This window comes from Cohaesibacter gelatinilyticus (assembly GCF_900215605.1).
Taxonomy (GTDB): domain Bacteria; phylum Pseudomonadota; class Alphaproteobacteria; order Rhizobiales; family Cohaesibacteraceae; genus Cohaesibacter; species Cohaesibacter gelatinilyticus.
In genome coordinates, this window is record NZ_OBEL01000004.1 from 290,553 (window position 1) to 305,905 (window position 15,353).

The following is a 15,353-nucleotide window of genomic DNA, read 5'->3' on the forward strand; positions in this document are numbered from 1 at the left end:
GCGATCAGGCCCGGCCAACTAGTTCAGACCAAATCTACCCGAGGGGGCTATTTCGCACTCTCGGGCTCGTGCATTTGAAGATGAGGCAAATCGTGCAGGACCCAATCACTTCTGATATTCCGAACAAAGAGCAAAAAGAAGCATTGGTCGTGTTTCAACCAAGTGGCAAGCGCGGCCGGTTTGCTCATGGAACCAACGTTCTGGATGCTGCACGATCACTGGGTGTTTATATTGAGTCTGTGTGTGGCGGACGGGGAATCTGCGGGCGTTGCCAGATTGAGATAGCTGAAGGGTCCTTTGCAAAAGACGGAATTCAATCGCACCAGGACCACCTCACTGCTTTTTCCGAAAAAGAAAAACGCTATTCTGAATTGCGAGATCTGAAGGATGGGCGCCGTCTTTCCTGTTCGGCTCAAGTTCAGGGCGATCTGATGGTGGATGTACCTCAGGATGTTCAGATCAATGCCCAAGTGGTTCGCAAGCGTGCAGAAGTCCTGCATATCAAGCCGGATCCCTCCACCCGTCTGATTACCGTATCCGTTGAGGAGCCGGATATGCATAAAGGGGAAAGTGACGCCAGTCGTCTGTTGCAAGCGCTTCGCCAACAGGCGGATCTGAGGCATTTGACGCTCGATCCATCTCTTTTTGCCAAATTGCAGACTTGTCTTCGAGAAGGAAAATGGCAGGTCACTGCAGCCATTCATCAGGACCGAGAAACTGATCCTGCCAGTGTGATTGCCTTATGGCCTGGTAAGCGACCACGTGGTTATGGCATTGCCATTGATATCGGCTCGACAACCATTGCGGCTCACTTGTGCGACTTGAGTAATGGGCGCGCCGTTGCTTCATCAGGAACTGCCAATCCTCAAATCCGCTTTGGCGAAGATTTGATGTCGCGCGTCTCTTATATCCAGATGAATCCCGGCCGCCTACCGGATCTGGTCAAGGCTGTGCGGGATGCCGTCAATGTTCTGATCACAAAGCTGGCAGGACAAATTGGACTTGCACCACAAGATATTCTGGAAGCAGTGATCGTCGCCAATCCGGTTATGCATCACATTTTTCTTGGCATAGACCCAGTTGAACTGGGTGGCGCTCCCTTTGCCCTATCCATCTCCGAAGCCCAGAATATTGCAGCACGAGATCTTTCTCTATCTCTGCATCCAGCGGGACGTGTTTATGTCTTGCCGTGTATCGCCGGGCATGTCGGTGCGGATGCAGCTGCCGTGGCATTGACTGAAGTCCCCTACCAATCGGATGAAACCCAACTGATCATCGATGTGGGAACCAATGCCGAAATTCTGCTTGGCAACAAAGATCGGTTGCTGGCGGCTTCTTCGCCTACGGGTCCTGCCTTTGAGGGGGCGGAGATTTCTTGCGGGCAACGTGCTGCGCCGGGTGCGATAGAGCGGGTCCGTATCGATCGTCAAACCCTGGAACCGCGCATCAAGGTGATCGGCATTGATCACTGGTCGGATGAACCTGAATTTCTTGAAGAAATTGATAAGGTTGGGGTAACTGGTATTTGCGGTTCCGGTATTGTGGAGGTTATTGCCGAGATGTATCTGAGCGGCATTCTTTCCAGCGATGGTGTTATCCAGCCGCATATGGCAGAGCGTAGTGATCGAATCGAGGCGGATGGACGGACCCATCAATATTGTCTCTGGGATGGAGCAGTGCCGCTGACAATCAAGCAAACCGATGTTCGGGCCATCCAGTTGGCCAAAGCAGCTCTTTATGCAGGGGCAAAATTGCTGATGGAAAAACTTGGCGTCACCCAGCTTGATCGCATCAAACTGGCAGGTGCCTTTGGTTCCTTCATAGATCCTGATTATGCCATGATCCTGGGCCTCATTCCCGATTGTTCACTGCAAGTGGTATCAGGCGTTGGCAATGCTGCAGGGACAGGCGCGCACAAGGCTTTGATCAGTCGAACTGCCAGACGGGAAATTGAGCAGGCGGTTCATGACATTGAAAAGGTGGAGACCGCAGTGGAAGCCAAGTTCCAGGAACATTTCATTGATGCAATGGCCTTCCCTAACAAGGTCGATCCATTTCCTCTGCTCAGATCTCAAAGAGAATTACCTGCTTTCGAAGCTATGACGCAGGAAAACAGCAACAAGCCCCGCCGCCGGGGTGGCAGAAGGGCTCGTGGTCGTGCTTCTTAATTCATTGGGCGTGCGCAACATTTGGTGCCTGATTAAAAGTCTCTAAATGAGACTTTTAGCTGCGGCGTCTGCGTCCGCCACGACGGTTTCGTGCAATATCTTCATCGTCGCGTGGTGGCGATACAAGGTGGCCGATTTCACTTTCAATCGCTTCGCGCGTTGGACGTTCGCCCCGCACATGGCTATCCATGGCCTCACGCATTGCTGCCAGATGATGCGGAGATGTGCCGCAGCAGCCGCCGACGATTGAGGCCCCAGCATCCAGCGCCATATGCATATATTTGCCCATCAGATCTGGCGTGCCGGTATAAACGACCTTATCGCCCTGAATCTCGGGAATACCGCAATTGGCTTTGGCAATGACAATAGCTTCTGGATAAGCCTCGGTGAGTGAGAGGATCGCTACCAGCAAATCGGATGCGCCAACACCGCAATTTGAGCCAATGGCTGCAGGCTTATGGCCAATTTCCTCTTCGATCTTATCCGCAAGGTCACCAAGACCTTTAGGCGGCAAACCCATCATGGTTTTGCCCGCGCTGTCGAAACTCGCGGTGACAGTGAAAGGAAGGCCGACACCGGCGCAAGCTTCAGCCGCCGCTCTGATTTCATCAGGTGACGACATTGTTTCGATCCAGAGCAGATCAACGTCGGCATCTTTCAATGCCTGTGCTTGTTCGCGGAAACTATCAACCGCGTCTTCATGGGTGAGATCACCCATTGGTTGGAACAATTCTCCGGTTGGGCCAATGGAACCCGCAACAAGAACGTCTCGATCTTTAACGCTCTGGGCAACCTCGCGGGCGAGCTCGACAGCCAACTTGTTCCACTTGCTCACATTGCCCTGAAAGTGATGCAGCTTTAGCCGATGGCGATTGCAGCCAAATGTATTGGTCAGGATGATATCGGAGCCCGCATCCACAAAACTCTGATGCAGAGCTCGGATTTTATCCGGCTGGGTTTCATTCCATTCTTCTGGTGGCCATCCGGATTCCAGCCCTACGGGGAAGAGATTGGTGCCGGTTGCCCCATCCGCCAGCAACGCTCCTTTTTGGGAAATCAGCTCTTTAAGCCTATTCAGCTTGGCATTATCAACCGCCATGGGGACAGTCCTTCCTTCAGTCAAATCCAGTCTGTAGCTAATAGGGATGGGGCCGGTAATAACGATATCAATTGCGACATGCTCTGGAGCAAATGCGACATCGGTAATTCATTTGCCCTGTCAGCATCTGATACAAAAGAAAAAGACCCTGCTATACAGGGCCTTCATCCAGCTTGCTCACCATTTATTCAAAGCATCAACGCTCTATCAGCTCCGCAATCTTTCGTTGGTTGGATCGAACGGAGAATCTCCGATGATGGTGGCACGATGGCGATTGCCGAGAATTTCAATCTCGAATTCTTCTCCTTCACCAGACATTGCAGGAGGAACCATAGCCAATGCCAGGCTTTTTTCGAGACGCCAGCCATAGCCGCCAGATGTGGCACGGCCGATCATTTCACCATCTTTATAAATGGCTTCGGAACCACGCGCATCCGCATCGGTGACATCATGAACTTCCATCGTGACCAGCTGCCATTTGCGTCCCGCATCTTCGCGAGCCTGTAGACCTGCCTTGCCACGATAATCATTTTTCTTGTTATTGATGAAGCGATCCAGACCACTCTCCAACGCGCTATATTCAATGGACAATTCTCGTGCGATGAATTTGTAGGTCTTCTCAAGACGCATGGAATCCATGGCACGAATGCCATATGGCTTCAGACCATGCTCGGCACCCGCTTCCATCAATGCATCAAAGATTGCATTCTGTTGTTCGATTGGGTGATGCAGCTCCCAACCAAGTTCACCGACAAAGTTTACCCGGACCGCCATTGCAGAAGCACGTGCAATGCTGATCGGCTGGCCGGTGAGCCAAGGGAAGGTCTCATTTGAGAGATCTGTATCAGTTACCTTCTGCAAGATTTGACGGGCTTTCGGACCGGTCAGAACTAGCACACCATATTTGGTCGTGACCAGTTCCATTGAAACCGAACCGTCATTTGGTAGCAGTTTCTGTAGATAGTCATAATCATGGCGCTCCAGTGCACCAGCAAAGACCAGATAATAGCTCTGATCGCCAGTTTTCAGAACCGAGAATTCCGACAATACACCACCGCTCTCACTGAGCAGATAGGACAGGATGATACGGCCGGACTTCAAAGGCATCTTGTTGGTGGTGATGGCGTTTAGCCATGTTTCAGCACCGGGGCCTTTCACTTCAACCTTTGCAAAGGCAGTCAGATCCAGAAGACCTGCATTCTGCGTGGTATTTTTGACTTCATTGCCGACATGCTCGAAGTAATTGGAGCGGCGGAACGAGTATTTCTCGACAATCCGGCCATCTTCAAATGCAGGAGAGTGGTTTTCTTTCAAAAGAACGTCTGGCAGGTTCAAATCCGCTTCGCTCAGCTCATAGCCTTCTGGCGCAAACCAGTTCGGACGCTCCCAGCCATAGACAGATCCGAAGACGGCGCCAAGAGCCTTCATGCGGCTATAACAAGGAGAGGTTTTAAGAGGGCGAGCCGCAGCGCGCTCTTCATCAGGATAGTGAACTGTGAAGACAGCTGCATAAGCCTCTTCGCACTTTTCCTTCAGATATCCACGACTTGCATAAGGGCCAAACCGACGTGGGTCTACGCCCATCATATCAATGGAAGGCTCGCCTTCGACCATCCATTCAGCCAACTGCCAGCCAGCGCCACCGGCCGCGGTGATGCCGAAGGAATGACCTTCATTCAGCCATACATTCTTCTTGTTCCAAGCCGGGCCGATGATTGGGCTGCCATCAGGGGTGTAGGCAATTGCACCATTATAAACCTGCTTGATGCCCACTTCACCGAAGGCTGGAACGCGCTCGATAGCGGTCTCGATATATGGCATCAAACGATCGAGATCTTCCTGGAAGAGCTCATATTCTGATTCATCCGATGGGCCATCAACATAACAAGCAGGCGCACCAATTTCGTAAGGGCCAAGCAGAAGGCCACCATTTTCTTCGCGCATATACCATGAACTGTCAGATTCACGCAGGACGCCCATTTCTGGCAGACCTTTTTCGCGCAACTCACGAATGGCGTCATGAGGCTCGGTAACAATATATTGGTGCTCAACAGGCAGAACCGGAATGTCGAGGCCTAGCATCGCACCGGTTTTGCGAGCGAAGGAACCGGTACAGCAGACAATATGCTCACAAGTGATATCACCCTTGTCTGTCTTGACCACATATTCGCCATTTGGTTTTTCATCGACACCAAGTACACTGGTATAGCGATAGATTTCCGCTCCGCCAGCACGCGCGCCTTTGGCGAAAGCCTGGGTTAGATCGGCAGGCTGCACATAACCATCATCAGGATGCTGAATAGCACCGATAATACCTTCCGGATTGTAAAGTGGCCAGATATCGGAGACTTCTTCGGGTGTGAGGAAATTCACGTCAACACCGATGGTCTTAGCGACGCCGGCATAATACTTATACTCATCCAGACGATCTTGCGTGCGGGCAAGGCGGATATTGGAGACCTTGCGCAAGCCAACATTCTGACCAGTCTCGGCTTCAATGGAATTGTACAAATCAACAGAATAACGATGGATTTGGCCGACAGAATAACTGAGATTGAACAGCGGCAATAGCCCGGCAGCATGCCAGGTTGAACCTGATGTCAGCTCCTTGCGTTCGATCAGAACGACATCATCCCAACCTTTTTTGACCAGATGATAGAGTGTGGAAGCGCCAACAACGCCTCCACCAATGACGACTACACGTGCGTGCGATTTCATGCCAATCCTCCCGCATGATCAAGGCACCCTGTTCTCGCCATTCCTTCTGAGCAAGTCCGAATGAAAAAAGGGGCCTGTTCTGTCTTTCTTTTCAAGATTAGAAATCTTTCATCCAAACAAGAGGTTTTGGAGCGACAGGAAATATCGTGATATCGCCATAGAGCAGATAAATCATGCATAATTTGGGAAATGCCATGGCCTTGTTTTTGTTTGATCCAAAGAAGAGATCTCTCCGTTTCGACCCAAATGTCGTTTTTGAACCGATTGAAGACGCAAACAAGGCGTGATCAAAAAGCACAGAACGGCAGAGTGGATAGACAGCTTGTTTTTGCCACCCTTGCATAATCAACAAATTGACAGCGATGGTGCGCAAAGATCGAAACATGCCAGATGACAAGATAAGTAAGAATGGGAGAGAGCTATGGCCGATGGGGATGCCCGTGGAGCAAGACGGAGTGCTCGAGGAGGAGGACGTGCCGCAAGAAGACAGGCACGGGGTGCTTCTGTTTCCAGCGTTGCAGCGCCAAGTTATCTGAAGCGGCAGATTCCTCTGGTCGAATATCTTACCGAGGAAGGCCTGAATAAAATCGAGGCTCAAGCCGATCGCATGCTGGCGGAAATAGGTCTGGAATTTCGTGAAGATCCGGAGGTGTTGGAGATCTGGCGCACTGCAGGAGCAGAAGTAGAAGGAGAGCGGGTTCGTTTTCCAAAAGGAATGCTTCGTGAATTGATCAAGACTGCTCCGTCCGAATTCACGCAATATGCTCGCAATCGCGAGCGTTCGGTTCAGATTGGTGGCAACAATACTGTCTTTGCTCCGGTTTATGGCCCCCCTTTTGTTATAGATCTGGATAAGGGCCGCCGCTATGGCACCATTGAAGATTTCCAGAATTTCGTAAAACTGGCCTACCAGTCTCCGCACCTGCATCATTCAGGTGGCACAGTTTGCGAACCGGTAGATATTGCGGTCAATAAACGCCATTTTGATATGGTTTATGCGCACCTGAAATATTCAGACAAACCATTCATGGGATCAGTCACAGCTCCGGAACGGGCCGAGGATTCCGTGGCGATGGCTCGATTGGCCTTTGGTGAGGAATTTGTCGATCAGAACTGTGTCATGATCCAGCTGATCAACGCCAATTCTCCGCTTGTCTTTGATGCGACCATGCTGGGTGCTTTGAAAGTTTATGCTCGCGCCAATCAGGCCTGTATCGTATCACCTTTCATTCTGGCAGGAGCCATGAGCCCGGTTACCGTGGCTGGTACCTTGTCCCAAGTCTATTGTGAAGGGCTTGCTGCTGCTGCATTGACCCAGCTGATCCGCCCCGGTGCGCCAGTTGTTTTTGGTGCTTTTGTGTCTTCCATCTCCATGCAATCCGGCGCACCGACTTTCGGATCTCCAGAGGGCTCATTGTTGCTTTCTGGCGCCGCTCAAATTGCCCGTCGTCTTGGTTTGCCATTCCGCTCCGGTGGGTCTTTCACAGCCTCAAAAGTGCCTGACGCACAAGCGGCTCAGGAAAGCGCCCATACCATTTTGGCCACCGTGCAATCTGGTGTTAACTTCTGCCTGCACTCTGCTGGTTGGCTGGAAGGTGGACTTTGCTCCTCTTATGAGAAGCTGGTCATGGATGCAGATCAACTGGGCATGATGCATGTACTTGCAAAGGGCATCGATCTCAGTGATGAGGCCCTTGCATGGGATGCTTTCAATGAAGTGGGACCAGGCGGCCATTTCCTGGGCGCAGAACACACTCAGCGCAACTTTGAGACCGCTTTCTATCGTTCAACTATTGCTGACAACAATTCGTTCGAGCAATGGGAAAGTGACGGCAAGCTGGATGCTGCCTCGCGCGCAAACAAGCAATGGAAAGAAATGTTGGCCAATTACCAGCCACCTGAGCTTGATGTGGCAATTGATGATGCTCTGCAGGATTTCATTACCCGACGTAAATCGGAATTTCCGGACAGCAATGTCTAAAGCATGTTCCCGCAAATATCAGGGCAGTTGTACAACTGCCCTGATTTGATCTTGTGGTTCATTCTTCCGGATTCACGATGTTGGAGGTAGACTCTGGCTCCTCGTCCAGTTTGCCCTCTTCCTGTACTTCTTCATCTTGAGGTTCCGCTTCCCATTCATTGGGTACAACCACATATTTGTCTTCTTCGCTCAACAATTCAGGCGTCACGATACCGCCAACCGCAGCAGAGGTTGCCGCCAGATCGAAGCCTTCCTTGTCTTCGATCTGGATTGCATCCTTGCGAACAATACGTTGGACCAGATAGAGGCAAAGCAATGCGAGCATGACGGCAGGGAAGAGAAACAGGGCGTCCGGCCCGAAATAACTCATCATGATTGAAGTAATGAAAGGGCCCAATGTTGAGCCAATACCAAAGGCGACCAGCAGGCCAGCAGCCATTTTTACATATCCTTCGGTCTCGGCATGGTCATATCCATGAGCTGCAGCCAGAGAATAGGCGGGCTGTACCATCGCACCAATGAACCCACCCATCAGCAACAAAAGCATGAAGGGAGCTTTATCAAAGCTTGAAATCAGCAATGACCCCAGAATACCAAAGATGCTGATGATAAGCAGGACTATACGGCGATCAAAACGATCGGAAATTCTGCCGATGGGCCATTGACCGATCATTCCGCCAATCACAAAAACAGCAGCAAAAACCGGAGCCTGCGATAAAGTTTCGTAGCCCTTGTCGACCGCATAGATCGCAGCAAATGAAATATGCGAGCCTTGCACGCTCCCAACAAGAAGCGCGGCGACAATGGCAGCGGGAGCTGTGCGAAAAACCTTGAACAGTTCCAGTTTGACCACAGCAATGGGTGCTGGTTGTGCCGCCTTTGTCATGGCAACGGGCATTACGGCAACCGAGATAATGATGGAAGCGATGGCAAACAGGAAGAAATTTTCGGGATCACTCAGCGTGGCCAGCAGCTGACCTGTCGTGAAGGCCGCATAATTGACCACGATATAGATCGACATGATCAAGCCACGATTGGTATTGTCGGCAAATTCATTCAACCAGCTTTCGATGATCAGATAAAGTCCGGCAACGCAAAAGCCTGTTGTGAAACGAAACAGGATCCAGGCATATTGATCTGCGAGAAGTGGATGCAAGAGAGCCGCCGCTGACATGGATGATACCATGACTGCAAATCCGCGAATATGGCCTGCTCGCACAACCAGATGAGGTGAGATAATTCCGCCCATGACGAAACCGGCAAAATAGGCCGAGGCAGCCAAGCCAATGGACAGATCAGGAAATTCCATGACCTTTGAGGCCAGAGGAATGATGGTGGATTGCAGTCCGTGTCCGATCAGCAAAAGGACAACAGAGAAGAGCAATGAGGCAACGGGCGCGACAGCTTGAACCATGGCGACGACTCATGAAAATGGCACATCAATCAGAGGTGCGAAAACCGAAAAAATAGAGTGAGCGGATCAAGGTGAGATCTGTCACATAGCCAAATATACAAGGATATGGACGCACGACATCACATTGCCGAACCTTCAATCTAGCGACAGATCATCCAAAAGATCATTCTGATCCCGACACCAAATATTGGGATTAAGACGCAAGTCCAGATCCCGGGTTGCCAATGATCCTTTCGCCAGCCAGGAAATTTGAAGTCACATCCAATCTGGTTTGAGATTTGGCAGCTTGCCTGATATTGCCGCCTCTACACATTTGATCAGGCTGGCAAGTTTGAAAGCACGTCCGGTGAGTCCGGGACCATAGTGAGCGTATTTGGCGGAGTTGGTCAGAATGGTGTGTGCAGATGGGGGGATGACAGGTTCACCAATCATGCACCAGCAGGTATCGGTCACGATCTTTGCTCCAAAAGCCTCAATCTTGGCCAGATGGCCTGCATCTGCCGCTTTCTTTACCATCACGCGACTGGATGTGATAACCATCTCCACCGCTTCAGCCTTGCTTTTACCCTCGCAAAGACTGGCAAGTCTTGCGAACTCGCTCAAGGAAAAATGGGGATTACCGAGGGAGACAAAATCCACTGTCTCATTTTCAGCTTTATTGAGCACTTGCCAACTTTCGATCAGATCTTCTGTTCCAAGTACACAATGCTCAATTTCTTCGTGTAAACTCATGGCGCTTGCAAGGTCGGGTGCATCAGGCGTTACGCCAACGATATGAAACATGGGTGCGCTGGAGATTGTTGCAAATGCAGCGCCAAACGCTTTCAGATCATCATGGTCGGGTGACAAATGCGCCATTCCCTCTACAGCCGCTACCCGGTTTCCAGCCAGTTTGCCAACCTGATATCCAAGCAAGGGATAGAGATCATCATCAATAGTTTTGGAAACCGCTTTAAAGCTCACATGCAATGTGGCTTTGCGATTATGCTCAATATGAGCACCCGCAGCGGGGGCACGACCAGTCAGCGCGATACAAACATCCAGAAAGTCCGGATATTTCATTGTACGAGCGCCAAGCACACTATTGGCGAATACCACGGCGTTCGATTCCGCCCAGGCAATCTGATCTCCCTGTTTTGGAGCACTATCCAGTAAATAAGGAGCACAAGTATAACTTGGTTGAGCTCCCATATCAGTATAGGCATCGGCCAGGGCGCTGGCTTGTTCCCCAAATTCGCTTGGCACGCCTTGATCACGCCAACGGCGATAATCGACGGAAATGGAATTCAGAGTTGTCGGAACAGCGACTTTCCCTCCCATTCGCCGCAACTCCTGAGCAAAAACCAGGGACGCCTCACCCGTATAGACGCAGCCGTCAATATGAACCTGTTTTACATCCATCAGCTTTGTAGCCCCAACCAACTGCGCCATCTGCAGGGTGATTTTCATGGCCACTTGTGCCGCCTGTCCGTGTTCTCCATCCAATATGGCCTGATCCAGATCGCTGAGTTCCATGGAAACCAGTTTTGGTTGGGGAGCCGTATCCGCTATCACATTATCATCCAAAGCCTGGTCACCAATGATGACCTGACCATCTGCAACAAGCGCGTGTTTTTTTTGCAAGGCGTGTTGGAAATCAGGACCATCCAGCATTACAACAGGAATGGATCGATTGAATATCTCACGCGCAATCAAAACACCCAGTGTGATTATATCATCCGGTCTGGACACCAGAATTGCTTCAGGTCCCTTGCCATTCACCAGCATTTGCAAGATCACACCGCTGCCAGAGCAGGACCCACGGCCACCTGGCAATGCCAGAACCCTGCCTTCAAGCAATTGACCACTTAACGGATGATGGCGATCGATTACCTCACCCTTGATCGGATCCACACCTCCCCAAAAGCTCAATTCTGTATCTGTCGCAAGGATTTCTCCCGTTGATGTTCCAGACACGAATGGCTGTCCAAATAGTGTTTGAATTGGAGAATTGGTCATGGTCACTTTCCAAAGCAAGGTCAAGATTTGAAGGATCGCGCTATCCGGGTTTGATTAAATATCGATACCTCGCCCAGGTCAAAAAAAGCTTGTCACTTCTTCAATTAAAATTATGCACTTGTATAAATTTATGCGTTTGTATAATTTACTGATCATGAAATACTATTTTTTGCCTGTCAATGGAGAGATCCCATGAGCAGACGCTCCTACACCTTCACCCATGCGATAACCCGCAAACCCGGGTCATCCATCACAGATGGCCTCAGAGCAGTTGATACAGGTAGTCCAAGCCTGCAAATTTTCCTGCAACATCACGCTGAGTATGTAGCCGCACTGAAATCAACCGGTGCCTGTGTCACCGAATTGGAAGCTCATGAAGATTTTCCGGATTCGGTATTTGTTGAGGATGCTGCGCTTTGCTTGCCAGAGGGTGCTATTGCCATGCGGCCAGGCACCCCCAGCCGACTTGGCGAAGCTGCTGAAATGAAGCCAATTCTCAAAGAATTCTATGGCAGAGTGCTTTCCATTGAAGGGCCTGGTTTTATCGATGGTGGCGATATTCTGACCACCGAGAGGGAAATTCTGGTTGGCACATCGGCAAGGACTGATTGTCGAGGAATTGAAGAACTGCGTGATCTGGTAAAAACCTGGGGCTACAGCGTACGCGAAGTAAAAACGCCGAAAGGGGTTCTGCATTTCAAAACCGACTGCTCTCTGCTGGATGAGGAAACAATCCTGTCTACAAAACGTCTTGATGCATCAGGTTGTTTTGAAGGCTACAGAATATTGCATACCGCAGAAGGTGAAGAAGCCTGTGCCAATGCCATTCGCTTCAATGACCTGGTTCTGATGCCGGATGGCTTCCCAAAAACCGCAAAACTTCTGGAAGATGCTGGCTACAACCTTCGCCAAATTGGCAATAGTGAAGCTGCAAAGCTGGATGGTGGCATGTCCTGTCTATCCTTGCGTTTTACACCCTCCAGATAATCGACCGACCTACAAATCAAGACATCAAAAAGGTTCGTTCATGATCTGGACGAGCCTTGTCTTTGCAAATATGCGCTTGCCAAGCGCTCACAACGGAAACAATTTCTCTTTTGGAAGCTCTAACAATGCTGCAGCAGAGGAAAAACCGATCTCAACCAGCTGTTTCTGACAGAGTTCGGAATCCGGCATACCGCCATTAATCCAGATGCCATCAATCAGACTATTCAAAGCGAATGCTTTTTGCGAGATCTGCTCCTTGGTAGGCGAAAGATCGCATTCCTTGTAAGCATCTGAAATCAAGGTCTCGAAAGCCTGAACGGTGTCCTTGTTGAATTTGCGGCGGATCTCTGCCATGACCGGGTCATTCTGCGCCAGTGGCAGAAAACTTGCCCAAAGAGAGACCATATCAGGGCTGATAATCGAGCTGGAAAGATTGGCTCGGATAAAACTACCAAGGCGTTCACATCCTTTCAGATCAGATCCTTCCATATCGTTAAACGCAGTCCTGAAAATAACATTGAGAAGCCGAATATAGGCAGCCTGAATAATCTTGTCCTTGGAGGTAAAATAGAAGCGGATCAGACCATTGGTTACCCCTGCTGTCTCTGCAATCTTGCGCACTGTGGTCTTGCCCAGACCGTGTGTGGCAATGCATTTCAGCGTGGCTTCAACCAGTTCTTCCTCGCGAGTATTGGATTCTCTATGGGTTACCATCGATTCAGGCCAGGCCCTCTATGAATTCATATTGCCAATTTTCGGTCAGCTTTGCACATCATTGATCGTGCCGTCACCTACAAAGCAGAATTTTTGACATTAGTTTCTGGTTCAGATGGGGTTGAAGAAATTTCCGTCTGCAAACTTTCTTTCAGGAGATCCAAAAATGTGATGGCAATTTGTGAGCGAACGCGAATTGAGGGTAGTAAAACCTGATATTGATAATAAACAAGGGGGGTAAAGGGACGGATCTGAATATTCAATGTTTGGGCAAAGCTATGTGCTGTTATGGGATCGATAATCGATAGTCCGGCGCCTTGCGCAACCATTTGGCAAACTGCAAAGGACAGCTGGGTTTCTATCTGCATCTTGCGCTCGATATTGGCTGCGGTAAAAATCGCATCAATCCGGGTACGAGTTGGATAATTACTGCCAAAAGAAATATAGTTCTGATTTGCAAAATCCTCCGGTCCAAGATGTTCTTTATAACAAAGTGGATGGCCATCGGGCAAAATGGCGACCATCGGGGCTTCCCATAAGGGCTCGGTAATGACCCCATTATGATTTGTTTTGATTTCGGCAAACCCCAGATCAAATTGCTGGGAAGCAACATATTGTAGAACTTTTTGCGAAGAATGGATCTGTAGAGACACAGAAATATCGGGGCGTTCCGCACAGAATTGTGCAATCACTTTGGGCAAAAAACCCAAAGACAGAGCGGGCATGCCACAAATATGCAAAGCTCCACGTCGATAGGAACCAATCTCGCGCGCAGCTTCACCGATTTGATCCAGACCGATGAAAGATTTTTCAACTTCCTCAAATAAAGCAAGGGCTTCCGGGGTGGGTGTCAGGCGCTTTTTTTCGCGCACGAACAGAGCAAATCCCACATTGTGCTCCAGATCAGCGAGTAGCCGACTGGCTGCTGGTTGGGTAACCGCAATACGGTTGGCAGCCTCGGTGACGCTGCCCGTTTCGATCATGGCCCGGAAAGCTTCCAATTGTCGGTGGTTGAGTTTCATTGAGAACCAGTTGCTCACTTATTGCAAATTTTCATAACTATACTTCATAATATTTTGGAATGTTTTTGTCAAAAATATTAATTTGATTTATGAAATGGATAGGGTCTTTCTAAAGTCAGCAACACCCCAACGGAGGATCCTATGCGTTCACTCATTCTAGGAACATCGCTTTTGGCTCTTGGCCTGAGCTCGACCCTTGCAGCTGATAAAACCGTCTATCTGGCAGCTTATGGTGGTTCAACCGAGACTTTGTTCAAGGAAGTCATCATCCCGAAATGGGAGGCCAAAACCGGTGCCAAAGTGGTCTATGTCTCTGGCAATTCAACCGACACACTTGCCAAGTTACGCGCCCAGAAGGGTGCCCAGGAAATTGACATTGCCTTTATCGATGATGGTCCGATGACGCAGGCCATCCAGTTCGGTTTCTGCGACACCGTCAAGGAAGAAACCTATGCTGACCTTTATGACAATGCCCGTATGAAAGATAACAAGGCTGTTGGCATTGGCATTGTCGCGACCGGGCTCGCCTACAATGCCAGGATGTTCAAGGAAAAGGGTTGGGAGGCCCCTACATCCTGGAACGATCTGGCGGACCCGAAATTCAAGGGTAAGATTGCCATTCCGCCCATCACCAATGGCTATGGTTTGCATGCATTGATCGTGAGCGCTCAGCTCAATGGTGGCGGCGAAGATAACATCGAGCCTGGCTTCAAGGCATTTGAGGACAAAATTGATCGGAATGTATTGGTTTATGAACCATCCTCGGGCAAAATGTCCGAATTGTTCCAAAATGGTGAGATCGCAATGTCTGTCTGGGGCAGTGGTCGTTTGAAATCCCTGGCCGATCAAGGCTTTCCCGGTGAATTTGCCTATCCGAAAGAAGGTGCAGTCAATCTTCTGATTGCTGCATGCCCGGTTGTTGGTTCAGATGTACCGGAACTGGCCCAGGATTTCCTGAAATTCATGACCACACCTGAAATGCAATCATATTTTGCCATCCAGAAAGGTTGGGGTCCGGTCAATAGGAATGTGACATTGACCAGTGAACAAATTGGTGCATTGCCGGTGGGGCCAGACCGCGTCGATAAGCTGATCAATATCGACTATACTTTGGTCAATCCTGCTCGTGGGGAGTGGACCAAACAATGGACACGTCGCATCGAGCGTTAATCATCGCGTATTCGACTGTTCACATGTGACACGGTGGCCCGGTATTCCCTGCTGAGACCGGGCCATTTTTCCCTGTATTGAC

10 protein-coding genes are annotated in these 15,353 nt (G+C 50.0%); 4 read left to right on the top strand and 6 right to left on the bottom strand.

The window, feature by feature from the left end:
* The first annotated feature begins 92 nt into the window (after positions 1-92).
* Positions 93-2,168: an ASKHA domain-containing protein gene (locus tag CRO57_RS17330; protein WP_244580134.1), complete on the top strand. Its 2,076-nt coding sequence runs from the start codon at positions 93-95 to the stop codon at positions 2,166-2,168.
* A 55-nt stretch (positions 2,169-2,223) separates the two neighbouring features.
* Here the strand turns inward: CRO57_RS17330 and bmt are convergent, their stop codons facing one another.
* Together bmt and CRO57_RS17340 are read right to left on the bottom strand one after the other, a co-directional pair.
* Positions 2,224-3,267 carry a betaine--homocysteine S-methyltransferase gene (gene bmt / locus CRO57_RS17335; RefSeq protein ID WP_097154735.1) on the bottom strand — a complete coding sequence of 348 codons (1,044 nt, stop codon included), beginning with the start codon at positions 3,265-3,267 and terminating at the stop codon, positions 2,224-2,226.
* Between the two features lie 207 nt (positions 3,268-3,474).
* Complete coding sequence (locus CRO57_RS17340) at positions 3,475-5,985, bottom strand: GcvT family protein (RefSeq protein WP_097154736.1); 2,511 nt, start codon at positions 5,983-5,985, stop codon at positions 3,475-3,477.
* A 421-nt stretch (positions 5,986-6,406) separates the two neighbouring features.
* Between CRO57_RS17340 and CRO57_RS17350 the strand changes: the two genes are divergently transcribed.
* Positions 6,407-7,966, top strand: a complete 1,560-nt coding sequence (locus CRO57_RS17350) for a trimethylamine methyltransferase family protein (protein ID WP_097154738.1) — start codon at positions 6,407-6,409, stop codon at positions 7,964-7,966.
* 58 nt (positions 7,967-8,024) lie between these two features.
* Here CRO57_RS17350 and CRO57_RS17355 read toward each other — a convergent pair whose 3' ends face one another.
* Together CRO57_RS17355 and lhpI are read right to left on the bottom strand one after the other, a co-directional pair.
* Positions 8,025-9,380, bottom strand: a complete 1,356-nt coding sequence (locus CRO57_RS17355; RefSeq protein WP_097154739.1) for an MFS transporter — start codon at positions 9,378-9,380, stop codon at positions 8,025-8,027.
* A 255-nt stretch (positions 9,381-9,635) separates the two neighbouring features.
* On the bottom strand, positions 9,636-11,378 hold the full coding sequence (lhpI, locus tag CRO57_RS17360; protein WP_097154740.1) for a cis-3-hydroxy-L-proline dehydratase: 1,743 nt from the start codon (positions 11,376-11,378) through the stop codon (positions 9,636-9,638).
* A gap of 192 nt (positions 11,379-11,570) precedes the next feature.
* Between lhpI and CRO57_RS17365 the strand changes: the two genes are divergently transcribed.
* The gene (locus CRO57_RS17365) at positions 11,571-12,365 is read left to right on the top strand and encodes a dimethylarginine dimethylaminohydrolase family protein (RefSeq protein ID WP_097154741.1); all 795 of its coding nucleotides are present in this window, start codon (positions 11,571-11,573) and stop codon (positions 12,363-12,365) included.
* An 87-nt stretch (positions 12,366-12,452) separates the two neighbouring features.
* On the opposite strand, the gene CRO57_RS17370 is transcribed toward CRO57_RS17365, so the two are convergent.
* Together CRO57_RS17370 and CRO57_RS17375 are read right to left on the bottom strand one after the other, a co-directional pair.
* Entirely contained in the window at positions 12,453-13,079 is a 627-nt protein-coding gene (locus CRO57_RS17370; RefSeq protein ID WP_097154742.1) for a TetR family transcriptional regulator C-terminal domain-containing protein, read from the bottom strand.
* 77 nt (positions 13,080-13,156) lie between these two features.
* Positions 13,157-14,101, bottom strand: coding sequence for a LysR substrate-binding domain-containing protein (locus CRO57_RS17375; RefSeq protein WP_097154743.1), 945 nt, complete (start codon positions 14,099-14,101; stop codon positions 13,157-13,159).
* Between the two features lie 141 nt (positions 14,102-14,242).
* Here CRO57_RS17375 and CRO57_RS17380 point away from each other — a divergent pair, with 141 nt between their 5' ends.
* Positions 14,243-15,271: an ABC transporter substrate-binding protein gene (locus CRO57_RS17380; protein WP_097154744.1), complete on the top strand. Its 1,029-nt coding sequence runs from the start codon at positions 14,243-14,245 to the stop codon at positions 15,269-15,271.
* Positions 15,272-15,353: the final 82 nt, after the last annotated feature.

Coding starts and splice junctions, on each gene's coding strand:
- CRO57_RS17375 (WP_097154743.1), bottom strand. CDS start 14,101: ATGAAACTCAACCACCGACAATTGGAAGCTTTCCGGGCCATGATCGAA.
- CRO57_RS17350 (WP_097154738.1), top strand. CDS start 6,407: ATGGCCGATGGGGATGCCCGTGGAGCAAGACGGAGTGCTCGAGGAGGA.
- CRO57_RS17340 (WP_097154736.1), bottom strand. CDS start 5,985: ATGAAATCGCACGCACGTGTAGTCGTCATTGGTGGAGGCGTTGTTGGC.
- bmt (WP_097154735.1), bottom strand. CDS start 3,267: ATGGCGGTTGATAATGCCAAGCTGAATAGGCTTAAAGAGCTGATTTCC.
- CRO57_RS17370 (WP_097154742.1), bottom strand. CDS start 13,079: ATGGTAACCCATAGAGAATCCAATACTCGCGAGGAAGAACTGGTTGAA.
- CRO57_RS17380 (WP_097154744.1), top strand. CDS start 14,243: ATGCGTTCACTCATTCTAGGAACATCGCTTTTGGCTCTTGGCCTGAGC.
- lhpI (WP_097154740.1), bottom strand. CDS start 11,378: ATGACCAATTCTCCAATTCAAACACTATTTGGACAGCCATTCGTGTCT.
- CRO57_RS17355 (WP_097154739.1), bottom strand. CDS start 9,380: ATGGTTCAAGCTGTCGCGCCCGTTGCCTCATTGCTCTTCTCTGTTGTC.
- CRO57_RS17365 (WP_097154741.1), top strand. CDS start 11,571: ATGAGCAGACGCTCCTACACCTTCACCCATGCGATAACCCGCAAACCC.